This window comes from Vibrio sp. FF145, assembly GCF_041439075.1.
Taxonomy (GTDB): Bacteria; Pseudomonadota; Gammaproteobacteria; order Enterobacterales; family Vibrionaceae; genus Vibrio; species Vibrio tasmaniensis_A.
The window spans coordinates 140,870-154,158 of record NZ_JBGONH010000004.1; the positions used below are offsets into that span (position 1 = coordinate 140,870).

7 protein-coding genes are annotated in these 13,289 nt (G+C 44.6%); 1 reads left to right on the forward strand and 6 read right to left on the reverse strand.

Annotation, left to right across the window (positions count from 1 at the left end; genetic code table 11):
- Window positions 1-32 precede the first annotated feature (32 nt).
- The 5 genes from truA to fabB form a co-directional block, all read right to left on the reverse strand.
- The gene (gene truA, locus ACED42_RS03180) at window positions 33-827 is read right to left on the reverse strand and encodes a tRNA pseudouridine(38-40) synthase TruA (RefSeq protein ID WP_009848683.1); all 795 of its coding nucleotides are present in this window, start codon (window positions 825-827) and stop codon (window positions 33-35) included.
- A 194-nt stretch (window positions 828-1,021) separates the two neighbouring features.
- Entirely contained in the window at window positions 1,022-6,169 is a 5,148-nt protein-coding gene (locus ACED42_RS03185) for a FimV/HubP family polar landmark protein (protein WP_371701376.1), read from the reverse strand.
- Window positions 6,170-6,378: 209 nt separating this feature from the next.
- Window positions 6,379-7,392: an aspartate-semialdehyde dehydrogenase gene (locus tag ACED42_RS03190; protein ID WP_012603484.1), complete on the reverse strand. Its 1,014-nt coding sequence runs from the start codon at window positions 7,390-7,392 to the stop codon at window positions 6,379-6,381.
- Window positions 7,393-7,404: 12 nt separating this feature from the next.
- On the reverse strand, window positions 7,405-8,538 hold the full coding sequence (locus tag ACED42_RS03195) for a 4-phosphoerythronate dehydrogenase (RefSeq protein WP_102257949.1): 1,134 nt from the start codon (window positions 8,536-8,538) through the stop codon (window positions 7,405-7,407).
- A gap of 513 nt (window positions 8,539-9,051) precedes the next feature.
- Entirely contained in the window at window positions 9,052-10,263 is a 1,212-nt protein-coding gene (fabB, locus tag ACED42_RS03200; protein ID WP_009848735.1) for a beta-ketoacyl-ACP synthase I, read from the reverse strand.
- 128 nt (window positions 10,264-10,391) lie between these two features.
- On the opposite strand from fabB, the gene mnmC reads away from it, so the two are divergent.
- A complete protein-coding gene (gene mnmC / locus ACED42_RS03205; protein ID WP_371701378.1) occupies window positions 10,392-12,470 on the forward strand; it encodes a bifunctional tRNA (5-methylaminomethyl-2-thiouridine)(34)-methyltransferase MnmD/FAD-dependent 5-carboxymethylaminomethyl-2-thiouridine(34) oxidoreductase MnmC in 2,079 nt (692 codons plus the stop codon).
- Window positions 12,471-12,586: 116 nt separating this feature from the next.
- On the opposite strand, the gene ACED42_RS03210 is transcribed toward mnmC, so the two are convergent.
- Window positions 12,587-13,219, reverse strand: coding sequence for an IS3 family transposase (locus ACED42_RS03210; RefSeq protein WP_371701380.1), 633 nt, complete (start codon window positions 13,217-13,219; stop codon window positions 12,587-12,589).
- Window positions 13,220-13,289 lie beyond the last annotated feature (70 nt).

Genomic DNA, 13,289 nt, shown 5'->3' on the forward strand with positions numbered 1-13,289 from the left:
CCGTAATGTTTTTTTGAACCTAAGTCTCACATTTAGTTCAAATTATCCGGCAAAAATAGAGGGCCAATAGGCTCTCTTGGTAGTCCAAAATGTTCAGGATAATCAACATCTACTAAGTATAAGCCTTCCGCTTTCGCTGTCGCGCCTGCCACTTTTCGATCTTTAGCCTCTAAAAGCCACTGAATCCACTCTGGTTTTTGATCACCTTTACCTACCGCAATTAGGCTACCAGTAATATTCCTCACCATATGGTGAACAAACGCATTCGCTTTAATATCGATCACTATGTAATGCCCATGACGAGTCACATTTAAGTGAATCATGTTTCTCCATGGGCTACGAGATTGACAATGTGTTGCCCTGAACGAAGTAAAGTCATTCTCACCAAGTAAGTACTGACCCGCTTCATGCATCTTTTTCTCATCAAGGTGACCATGATAATGGCTCACACCTGAATTCAAAATGCCAGGACGTAGAGCATGGTTAAAGATAATGTAGCGATAACGGCGTGCTGTTGCAGAAAAACGAGCATGGAAATCCTCATTCACTTCTGTTGCCCAACGAACGGCAATATCTTTTGGCATGTTGGCATTTGCGCCCATTGTCCATGCAACCATTTTACGATCGACATTAGTTTCAAAGTGAACGACTTGTCCCGTACCGTGAACACCGGCATCTGTGCGACCAGCACACATAACTTCTACAGGGTGATTCGCGACAACTGAAAGAGCCTTTTCCAATTCTTCTTGGACACTTTTCACGTCTCGTTGGCGCTGCCAACCAAAGTAGTGGGTACCGTTATATTCAATACCTAAAGCAATTTTCATGTTCTTGTTCTCTTTGAAAATGGGCGAGAAGTATATACGGAAATGAGTGCTAGCCCAAATAGGATGGGGCTAAAACTTCAATAAACAATCACTACCGCCTAGACGGTGGTTTTAGCAAGCTAAATAAAATAGACGCTAACTGTATCGCCCTAAAATAAAGGGTAGCCAACGCTACCCTTTATAATTTTTTGAATTTATCGACCGTTTAACGTATCGATAAGATTCTTTGCCTCTCGACGAATATCATCACTGCCGTCAACGATAGCCTCTTCTAGAAGCTTAATTGCACCTTGTGAGTCACTCATCTCGATGTAGATTTTAGCCAAATCGAGCTTACCAGCGGCTTCTGCATTGCTGTCGACATCGTAATTACCAATGTCACCGATAACGTCTGGGAATTCATTTAGGCCAACATCTAGCTTCAACTCTTCGTCATCTGGATTAATCGCGTCTTCGCCTTCTTGCTCAACTTGAGCCATCAGCTCATCAATCGTCATGTATTGCTTATCACGACATTTGTCTGACTCGGTTAGGTTGTCTTGTTGAGCCCAATTCTCTTGTTTGATTTTTGGTTCAGCTTGTTGATCTGCCGACGCCCAAATCTCCTGTTGATCATCAGGCACATCATTATGCATGCTCGATTGCTGCTCAGGAGCTAGGTTGAAGCCTTTCCAGTCTTCGCCGCCAACTTCAAGCATGGCGTCAATATCGAGCCCTGCACTATCAATCGATGTAGCATCCAGTGGCTTGTCGAACATGCTGTCGACAGAGTCTTGAACATCTTCAGAAAGTAATTCAGCTAATGCTGTCTCATCAAAATCCTCAAAACCTTCTAACAGATCGTCTTGAACTATTGTAGGCACTGAGCTTAACTCAGAAGGTACTGGGCTTAATTCTGACGGAGAATCGAGTGATTCATCAGGTTGTGTAAAACTAGCCAAATCAGGCTCTTCTGCACCTGGGAAGCCTTCTGCGTCTGAGAAATCTTCTGTATCCGAGAAGTCATCACCATGACTAAAACTCTGCGAGTTTGAAAATAAATCATGCAGCGCATCTTGCTCTTCACCCTGTGGGCTGAAAGAAGTCAGTGGCGTTGGTTTCTCAGCAAACGCATCAGAGATAGCTTCGTCTTCACCGTATTCCGGCAAATCAAACTCATCGAGCTCTACGCCTTGCTCTTCTGCTACAGGCTCAGCACTGCTTTGTTCGATGTCATCTAAGACTGAATCCGCTTTTGCGCTCTCTTCATCGTATTCAGGCAGGTCAAGGTCATCGAACTCAAACTTTTCGGACTCTGGAGCAAGATCTTGCTCTAACTGCGCTTCATCCGGTTCGCTAACCACTTCCGCCAACGCATCTTCTTCGCCAAACTCTGGAAGCTCTAAATCATCAAACGAGAACTCATCTTCGCCTTCTTGCCCTAGAATTTCTGCTTGTTTCGTTTCTTCAACTTTAGGAGCCGTTTCAGCTTGAGGCTCTACTTCGGCTTGCAGCTCAGGTGTTGATTCTGATTCTGGGTCTAATTGAGCATCAACAACAGGGACGTCTGACTCCGTTGTTACTTCAGCATCCGCTTCTGCCAAGGCATCTTCTTCACCAAACTCTGGAAGCTCTAAATCATCAAACGAGAACTCATCTTCGCCTTCTTGTCCTAGAACTTCAGCTTGTCCCGTAGCTTCAACTTGCGGTGCCGATTCTGCTTGCGGTTCATGGTCTAACTGAGGTTCAGCGTCTAGTTGAGAATCAACAGTAGGAGCAACTGGTTCTGGTATTACTTCAACATCAGCTTCTGCCAATGCGTCTTCTTCATTAAACTCTGGAAGATCAAAATCATCAATCGAGAACTCATCTTCGCCTTCTTGATCTACCGCTTCAGCTTGTTCCGTTGCTTCTACTTGAAGCTCGGTTTCAACTTGTTGTGCAGCTTCAACTTGCGGTTCATGGTCTAACTGAGGTTCAACAGCAGGAACCACAGGCTCTTCCGCTACTTCATCAACTTGTGCCAATGTTTCTTGTTGAGCCGTATCATCTTCAATCAGCCAATCATCGTCTTCTGGCACACCGAATTCATTTGGAACGATCTCTGGCATATGTGCAGCACGAACGGGCTCTGGCTCTGGCTCTGGCTCTGGCTCTGGCTCTGGCTCTGGCTCTGGCTCTGGCAAGGATTCAACGACATCTTCAAACTGATCGCTACCTTGGATTTTCGGTTCAAAGTCAAAATCAGAGGCAACATTCGCAGGCGACTCTACATCGTCTATAGCTTCGGCTAACCAGTCTTCAACCGTCTCTTCATCATCTTCAGAGATATCATTTAAAGACGATGGCGATACTTGCTCTTCATAACTAGCAGCGATGTCTTCACGCTGTTTTTGGGCGTCGGCTTCTTTCGGCTCTGGTTCTGCTTCTTGTTGTACAGTTTCTTCTTGAACTCGCTCTTCAAAAACTGGTTTGTCAAAATCAGAATTCTCAGAGAGCAGTGAGTCGATATCCAGTTCATCATCTTCAATCGATGATGCGGTTTCTTCAGCGGATACTATTTCTTCCGCTGACACTTCATTGCTGTCTGAAAGAGATGCTTGCTCTGGTTCAACCGTATTTTCAATTAATGACTCAACAGGCTCTTCTGTCGCTGGCAATAAATCATTGTCATCAGAAGTCATTAACTCATCAATCAATGCTTCGTCTGTTGTTTCTAGCGAGTCATCAAGTAAAGCATCTGTTGCCGGCGCGACACCGAACAAATCATCGATAAAGTCATCACGATTAAAGGCTTCATCATTTTCTGGCTTAACGTCAGCACTGTCTTGAATCATTTCCGAATCTAACGATCCATCACTAACGACTTCAGCTTGTGGTGTTGCATTAATGTCCGATGCTTGCTCAGACTCAACTTCAGGTGTTTCTGAGGTTAACGGAGTAAGCTCGACGTCTGAATCCTTTTCAGACTCATCGCTGCCGTTGTCAAAACCAAAGGCTTCGTCTAACTCTTTATCAAACGCCTTCTCTTCAGGTTCAAGCTCGTCTTCAATGCCACTTGTCAGTAGATCATCAAATGGGTCTAAAGATTCTGAATCTTGTTCATCGGTTTCACCGACTGATAGATCATTACCTAGCAGTTCATCTAACGTCTCGTCACCTTCGACGGTAAGTTGAGCATCATTGGCGTCATCGTCTAGAAAATCATCTAGTAAGTCTGTGCTCTCGGCATCGAGTTCAAAGTCATCATCAGAATCATCAATCAACTCATCCAAGGTTTCAGTACTGTCTTCCGAAATATCTAGCTCATCATCGGTCGACAAGCCTGAGAGTTCTTCGAGTTCAGATAATGAGTCAAAACCTAGAGGATCACTCTCAGACTCATCATCCGATTCATCTTCCAACATATCATCTAGGAGATCTGTTGAATTACTGAGATCAACATCATCCCCTGTCAATTGCTCATCGAGCAGGTCGACACTGCCTTGAGTTTCTTCACTTTCGGTTGGCAGATCAAACTGAGAAAGGATGTTATCGATATCATCATCAGACGCCAAAGCGCTGTTTAGATTCTCAGCAACCTCGTCATCATTATCGAGATTCATTGGCTCATTGACTTGATCGTTCTGAGCCGCAACCTGAGCGAAGATGTCATCAATATCATCTTCTACACTAGGAGCCGAAGGTTGTGACGTCTGCTGCTCTGAGATCAACGAATCGATATCAAATTCATCGTTGCTCACACCCGCAGGTGCAGTATCGCTCTGTTGCTCAGAGATAAGCGCATCAATGTCAAAATCATCGGTTGCTGATGTGTCGGTATTAGAAATCGAATCACTTTGCTCTTCTGAGATTAAAGCATCAATATCGAAGCTATCATCATCTTCATCATCAAGCGCAAATAGATCGTCTAATAGAGATTGGTCTAGTTCGTTAGAGCCTAGGTCTTCAGTCTCAGAATCCTGTGATAGTAGCGATTCAATATCTTCATTCGACATTGAGTTATCATCTGAAAGATCAAAGTCGGCCTCATCAGAACCGAGTTCGCTTTCTGATGTTTTATCAAGTGCGCGCTCCATCTCTTCAAGACCAAGCGCCTTGTCATCGCCATTGACACTAATGCCGTTGCTGCTGTCTAACTCCAGATCATCGAAGTTAGTGTCTAAGTCACCATTTTCGCCAATACTCGCAAATGGGTCGTCATCGTCATCATCGAGATTAAAATCGAGATCAGAATCATCTAAACCTGCAAATACATCTTCTTCAGGCGATGCTTGGTCATCAAATAACTTATCAGCATCATCTTCATTGCCAAATTGTTCATCGTCTAAAGACAATTCATTATCAAAGTCGTCCATCTCATCGCCTAAAGCGATAGGCGCGACGCTACTTACATCTGATTGAATTGGTTGGTCTTGTGTCGGCTGATCATCATTTTTAGAACGGCGCCCCAACAAGATCACTATGATAAGACCAAGTAGCAGACCTGGAATAACCGCAAGAGCAGTAACTAACCAACCATTTGATAACAATTGATCCATGGCACTTGGAGCCATTTTTGCAATCTCAGCGTTCTTTCTACGCTCTTCATCAAGCAGCTTTTCCACTTCGCTACGAATGCGGTCTTCATCACTAAGTTCTGTTTTTAGCTCATCCACTTCCAATTGAACATTCGACAACATCAGACGAAGTTGATGGTTTTTCTCTTCAAGTGACAATAGCTCAGTTTCTGAAAGCTCTAGCTGTTTCTCTAGCTTGTTCATCTCTTGGGTTGGAGCTGATTGAGCTGGAGATGATTGAGTTGGAGACAATGGCTTTTTAGCGGCTTCAGCTGTGCTTACTTGCTTTGCAGGAACAACATTGTTTGAGCTTGCATCAGGGCGGCTTGACGCTTGCGCTGGTTTTGGCTTTGACACTGTGGGTTTAGTCACAGGAGCATCGAGCTTAGCAAGGTGCGCATTCATGATGTTAACGGCTTGCTGTGTAGAACTTGCACGTGCTTGCTCTAAAGAAGGCACTCGTAAATTACTGGCAGGCAGCAAGCTGTGGATATTCTGGTTTTCAAACGCTTGTGGATTTAGACGATAAATAGCCAACAAGGTTTGCTGAACTGAAACGGAATTATCAGGGCGTAACTTTGAGGCAATTGACCACAATGTTTCCGACCCCAAAGTTGGGCCGTAAAAACGAGAAGGCCCAGCACGATTCAATTGTGCTCTTTGAAGAGGTTCGGAAAACGTAGGCGCTGATTGTATCTGGCCATTAGGCCCTACAACTCGAATGGAATCTGCACGAACAACGGAAATCTGAGTCGCCATGAGAATGGCAAAAGGCATTAACCACGGCTTGAAAAATTGAAACATAAAAGGCTCAGCTAGGTGCTTAAATTCGAATAAATTGATGAACTGTTAAATATATCGGATAAACGACGTAAAGCTATAGAGATGAAAACAAAAAATGTGTTGCAGCGACAATATTCGCAGCAATTTCACACAATTTAACTAACAATATTTTCAGTCGATTAAAAAAGCCCCACTAAAAGAGTGAGGCTTGTTTATCAAAGCAGTGAAGCTTAGAAGTAATCGCGAATCAGAACTTCCGCGATTTGAACTGCGTTTGTTGCTGCGCCTTTACGAACGTTATCAGCGACAACCCACATGTTCACACCGCTGTGATGGCTAATGTCGTTACGAATACGACCAACCATTACGTGGTCTTTACCACCTGCATCACGAACCTGAGTTGGGAAGTCTAGCGCTTGGAAAACTTCAACGCCTTCCGTGTTCTCTAGAAGCTGAATAACTTGCTCAGCACCGATTGGCGCGCGAGTTTCAATGTGTAGAGATTCAGCGTGACCATAGAACACAGGAACACGAACACAAGTCGGGTTAACCGTGATTGATGAATCAGCAAAGATCTTTTGAGTTTCCCAAACCATCTTCATTTCTTCACGTGTGTAGCCGTTCTCTGTAAATTCATCGATTTGAGGAATACAGTTGAACGCGATCTGCTGTGAGAACGCTGACTTGTCAGCTGGCATACCGTTAAGAAGCTTAGCCGTTTGACCTGCTAGCTCATCGATACCCGGCTTACCTGCACCAGACACAGATTGGTAAGTTGAAACGTTAATACGCTCAAGGCCCACTTCATCGTGAATCGGTTTAAGTGCTACTACCATCTGAATAGTAGAACAGTTCGGGTTCGCAATGATGTTGCGATTACGGAACTCAGCAATCGCTTCAGGGTTCACTTCAGGCACAACCAGAGGAACATCGTATTCGTAACGGAAACGTGAGGTGTTATCGATAACAACCACACCTTCGTCAGCGGCGATTGGAGCCCAACGTTCTGAAAGCTCGCTACCTGCAGAGAAAAATGCAATATGTACTTGAGACCAATCGAAGTCTTCTACGTTTTGTACTTGTATTGTTTTGCCGTTAAAACGGGAAGTTTTGCCTTCACTACGTTCACTTGCTAGTAAGTGCATTTCACCGACAGGGAATTTACGCTCTTTAAGTACTTCAAGAATGGTTTCACCAACCGCACCAGTCGCACCTAAAATAGCAATATTAAATTCTTGGCTCATTGTTTCTCTCTTTTATAAAGTTGGCTTTACCATAAAACCGAGTTTAGATAACGGCGTTAAATTACAAGATTCGTCGCCCGTTAACTCGACTGCACTGTACTCTCTGCGGTCCCAATATTCTTTACGCATCTTGTCAAAAGAACCCGGCGTAGAGATATTGCGACGGAATAAGGCGTCGTCTTTGCGCACATCATAGATCAACTGAGTCAAATTGTGCAGTGTTGCTTCATCCCAAGCTCTATCTAATTTCATTTGAGGCACTGGCGCTGTCGGCAGGAGGTCGCTTGCATAAGCACGCTGTTCAGTACCTAAAAACTCACAATAACTGTTGAAGATCATCGTGGTACCACGCGCTTTACCCTCTAAACCGTAGCCCGCTACGTGAGGTGTTGCAAAAGCGAGCAATGGAAGAAGTTCAAAGTCGACTTCAGGTTCAAACTCAAACACATCAAGAACGGCAGTGAAACCATCGGCTTTTTGCAAGCGAGCTTTTAACGCTTGGTTATCAACAACTGGGCCACGAGCCGCATTTATCAGAATTTGGTCAGCACGTAAATTGTTCAGTACTTGCTCATTGATCAAATGATGCGTTGGGAACTCACCTGTCTTAGTGATTGGCGTATGCAGAGTGATGACGTCTGACTGCTCAAGCAGTGTATCTAGCTCAGTAAATTCACGAGTATCACCCTCTTGCTGTTTTAGAGGGTCGTTCAGCAGAACTTTAATACCAATACCTTCAAGGCATTTCGCTAAGTAACTGCCTACCTGCCCACAGCCGATAATACCGACCGTTTTTTCGAATACAGAGAAACCTTGTTGCTGCGCAAGCACCATCATCGCACTGAACGCGTACTCAGCAACACCCACCTTGTTACAGCCAGGCGCCGCAGTAAAGAAAATGCCACGCTCTTTCATCAATTCTTGGTCAACATGATCCATACCAGCCGTCGCAGTACCGACAAACTTCAGCTTATTGGCTTTGCTGATCAATGACTCGTTTACCTTAGTAACAGAGCGAATCATCAATGCGTCTACGTCAACTAGGTCGTCAGCTGTTAATGTGCGACCAGACTTCATTGTCACTTCCCCTAGCTGGCTAAAAAGCGCTTCAGCATAAGGCATATTTTCGTCGATTAAGATTTTCATTTGGCGAGTACTTTTGTTGGGGTCTATCGACCTAAATGTGAATTGAAATGATTGTGCAAAATTCCACACACGGTGTCGAGTAGCAATTGGAATACATTATAAATAAAGGGCTGAATCACTGAGTCTGCACAAACAACAGGCATAAGATTCCATACCCAAATATCAAACGGCTAAAACGAAAAATGCCCGATTGAATAAACAATCGGGCAAACATCCAGAACAAAAGGATCCTATCTCGCTCTCCAGGAGACAGAGTCTTGCGTCTGTTCAACCAGTACTAACCAAAGCCAGTACTGATCAAGCTCTGGAAACCTTTCAACTTCTAAATCTTGATTTAAAAAGCTATTTTCTAAAGCGAAGCTTACAAAGCTAGGGTTAAAAAACACGCTTAAAACCATATTTATAAAAGCTTTGTTCTGTTGGTCAGGGTTAATGAGCGACCTGTGCGTGTTGAATCAGCACTCACATCACCCACTAACGATTAACCTTTTATTAATTTAACCTTAGCTTCAATTAGCCTTGGTATTTTTTGATTACTAGCGTTGCGTTCGTACCGCCGAAACCAAAGCTGTTAGACATAACCGTTGTTAGCTCTTGTTCACGAGCTTCGGTTACGATGTCTAGGCCTTCGCCCGCTTCGTCTAGGTTTGCAACGTTAATGCTTGGTGCGATGAAGCCGTTATCAAGCATTAGCGTTGAGTAAATTGCTTCGTGTACACCAGCCGCACCTAGAGCGTGACCTGTCATCGCTTTAGTTGCTGAGATTGCTGGGCTATTGCCGCCAAAGACTTCTTGGATTGCACCAAGTTCTTTAACGTCACCAACAGGAGTTGAAGTACCGTGAGTGTTCACGTAGTCAACGCCATCAACGTTTTGCATTGCCATCTTCATACAACGAACCGCGCCTTCGCCAGAAGGAGCAACCATGTCGTAGCCATCTGAAGTCGCGCCGTAACCCACGATCTCGCCGTAGATTTTTGCGCCACGAGCAACAGCGTGCTCAAGTTCTTCGATAACTAGCATGCCGCCGCCACCAGAGATAACGAAACCGTCACGGTCAGCATCGTAAGTACGAGAAGCCAATTCTGGCGTGTCGTTGTACTTAGTAGAAAGTGCGCCCATTGCGTCGAACATCATAGTCAGAGACCAATCCAGTTCTTCACCGCCACCAGCGAATACTACGTCTTGCTTACCAAGTTGGATAAGCTCCATTGCGTGACCGATACAGTGTGCAGATGTTGCACATGCAGAGCTCATAGAGTAGTTCACACCACGGATTTTGAAAGGTGTTGCTAGACAAGCAGAAACCGTAGAAGCCATTGTACGTGGAACCATGTATGGACCAACGCGCTTAACGCCTTTTTCACGGATGATGTCTACAGCGTTAACTTGGTTTAGAGATGAAGCACCACCTGAACCCGCAACGATACCTGTGCGGTCATTAGATACTTGATCTTCAGTTAAACCAGAGTCAGCAATTGCTTGCTCCATTGAAAGATAAGCGAATGCCGCTGCATCACCCATAAAGCGCATTTTTTTGCGATCGATATGGTCAGCAGGGTTCATTTTTAGGTTACCCCAAACTTGAGAGCGCAAGCCATTTTCCTTGAACTGCTCTGAAGCGGTAATACCTGATTTACCCTCTTTCAGTGATGCTAAAACTTCTTCGACGTTGTTACCGATACTTGAAACAATACCCATACCGGTGATTACGACTCGTTTCATGTGACATTCCTATAATTCTAAATTCAGCTAGATGATAACTAAGAAGCCTAACAAAAGTGGTCAGCTTTCCTAGAAATTCGTACAATCCCTACCAACATATCGCTTCAAATCACAAAATGATAGATTTTATGACTTCAATTACTAATGCAGAGCTGGAATGGAATGAGTCTGGCACGCCAGTTTCAGACCAATTTGACGACGTTTACTTCTCTAATGTTAACGGTTTGGAAGAAACTCGCTACGTCTTTTTAAAACAAAACCACCTTCCAGAGCGTTGGGTTGAACATCAACAACGCCGTTTTGTGATTGCTGAAACCGGTTTTGGTACAGGTTTAAACTTTCTCGCAGTCTGGCAATGGTTCGATGCTTTTCTTAAAGATAACCCACAAGCTATGACCAAAGAGTTACATTTCATCAGTTTTGAAAAATATCCTTTAAATAAAGAGGATCTCATCAAAGCGCACCAATCGTGGCCAGAATTAGCGGAGTATGCGACACAACTCCAAGAACACTACCCGATTGCCCTGCCCGAATGTCACCGCATTGTGTTAGGCGATGGTGCTATCACGCTTGATTTGTGGTTTGGTGATATTAAGGATTGTATGCCAAACGTGCCGACCCCTCGCAAAGGTTTAGTCGATGCGTGGTTCTTAGATGGCTTTGCTCCAAGCAAAAACCCTGAAATGTGGAATCAAAACCTATTCAACGGCATGGCCAAACTGGCAAAACAAGATTGCAGCTGTGCAACGTTTACCGCTGCCGGTTTTGTTCGCCGCGGTTTAATCGAAGCTGGCTTTGCGATGAAAAAAGTTAAAGGCTTTGGTACTAAGCGGGAAATGATTGCCGGGCGACTTGGTGAGAAGCACGCTCACACCAACATTAAACCTTGGTATGGCCTTTCAGAGCACAGTGAATCACAAGACATTGCGATCATTGGTGGTGGTGTCGCCAGTGCTGCATTAGCCAAAACGCTAAGCCGACGTGGTAAAAACATCACCCTTTATTGTGAACACCAACAAGCTGCGGGCAATGCCTCTGGCAACAATCAAGGTGCCATTTATCCGCTACTCAGCGAAGCGACATCGAACGTGTCTCGCGTGTTTGGTCCAGGGTTACTGTTTGCTCGCCAATTTATTAATCAAGCAGCACTATCAGTAAACTTCGATCACAATTGGTGTGGCGTGAACATTTTGATGTGGGATGAAGGCTCCACTAAAAAGCTCAATCGCATGTTAGAAGGCAATTTCCACACAGATCTGATTCAGCGTTTAACGCCAGAGCAAGCCAACGAAAAGATTGGCTTACCAGTCGATAAAGAGAGTGTCTACTTTCCACTGGGAGGTTGGTTAAGCCCTCTCCAACTGACTCAAGGTTTGATTGGCAGGTTAGAAGAGACCAACCAAGTGAGCGCACACTATCAACATCAAGTAACGCAACTTGAGTGGCTCGAAGCTGAACAACAGTGGTTATTGACGATTGAGACACCTCAAGGTGAGATTCAAACCAAGCACGACCAAGTGGTTGTCGCGAATGGACACAAGTTCACTCAGTTTGAACAAACTCAGCCAGTACCTCTGACGCCAGTTAAAGGCCAAGTGAGCCATATTCCGACCACGGAAAATCTCAGCCAGCTAAAAACCGTGTTGTGCTTTGATGGCTACCTGACGCCACAGAACCCAAACAATGGTCACCACTGTATTGGTGCGAACTACGACAAAACCAATATCGACCAAGAGTTTGATATTGAGGTTCAGCAACACAATGGCGAGCGCCTACATGGGTCGCTACCAAACCAAGCATGGGCCAAAGATGTCGACACCAGTGACAACTTAGCGCGCCAAGGTATCCGAAGCGTAAGCCGCGACCACTTACCGTTTGTCGGAAACGTTGGTGACTTTGAAGCCATTAAGGAGCAGTACCAAGACCTGCACAACTTCAACCCGCAGCGCGACTCGGTTGAGGATGTTCAAACGGTAACAAGCTTCCCTAACCTTTATTGCTTTATCGGGCTAGGTTCACGTGGCTTGAGCTCCGCGCCATTATTGGCTGAAGTATTAGCATCACAAATCTGTGGCGATCCGCTGCCCTTGCCTGTTGATGTGCTTGAGGCGATTCACCCAAGTCGAATGTGGGTACGCAGACTGCGTAAAGGTAAGGCATTAACGGCTGGATGGGATGCGGACAAGCATTCTAAATCAAAGCCGTAGTTTCTAGTTCAGCTATTCTGAACATCTGAAATTTCTGAATATCTGAAACTAATAAGTTATAAGCTCAAAAGCCCGAACGACATTATGAAGTGACCCCGTAAAGTTGGACATTTCTGTTAAGCGGCTTTCAAGGCCTGAGTTCGATATTCTATCGGAGTCAGGCCTTTTAGTTTCACTTTTATACGTTTGTTATTGTAGTACTCGATGTATTCTTTAATTTGCTCTATCAGAGCATCTGCATCTTCAAAGCTTTGGTTGTGATACATCTCGGTTTTGAGTAAAGCAAAAAAGTTTTCAGCAACCGCATTATCCAAGCAGTTACCTTTTCTCGACATGCTTTGCGTTAACCCACTCTCTGCTACCTTTTTCTGATACTGTCGATGACGATATTGCCAACCTTGATCGCTATGTATAATTGGCTTTGAGTTGGGTTTAAGCGTTGATATAGCTTCCGTCAGCATATCCGTGACAAGCGGCAAGCAGGCATTTTTGGCCACTCTATAAGCAACCACTTCCTGAGTAAACAAGTCGACAACGGGAGATAAGTATACTTTCTGCTCTTTGACTTTGAACTCCGTGACATCCGTTACCCACTTTTCATCGGGTTGAGTCGCACTAAAATCTCTTTCAAGCACGTTGGGAGCCGCTTTTCCTGACTCTCCTCGGTATGAACGATACTTTTTAATCCTGACCGTCGATTTAAGGTTGAGCTGAGCCATAAGCCTTTGAACCGTTTTGTGATTAAGCACGAACCCCTGATTTTTGGTTCATCGCGGATTAGCGGGAACTTAAAACAAAAACGGTAGTAAGTGATATGGT

What these genes read in the sequence shown, in the direction of transcription:
- fabB (WP_009848735.1), bottom strand. Translation starts at nt 10,263, where the DNA reads ATGAAACGAGTCGTAATCACCGGTATGGGTATTGTTTCAAGTATCGGT.
- mnmC (WP_371701378.1), top strand. Translation starts at nt 10,392, where the DNA reads ATGACTTCAATTACTAATGCAGAGCTGGAATGGAATGAGTCTGGCACG.
- ACED42_RS03185 (WP_371701376.1), bottom strand. Translation starts at nt 6,169, where the DNA reads ATGTTTCAATTTTTCAAGCCGTGGTTAATGCCTTTTGCCATTCTCATG.
- truA (WP_009848683.1), bottom strand. Translation starts at nt 827, where the DNA reads ATGAAAATTGCTTTAGGTATTGAATATAACGGTACCCACTACTTTGGT.
- ACED42_RS03190 (WP_012603484.1), bottom strand. Translation starts at nt 7,392, where the DNA reads ATGAGCCAAGAATTTAATATTGCTATTTTAGGTGCGACTGGTGCGGTT.
- ACED42_RS03195 (WP_102257949.1), bottom strand. Translation starts at nt 8,538, where the DNA reads ATGAAAATCTTAATCGACGAAAATATGCCTTATGCTGAAGCGCTTTTT.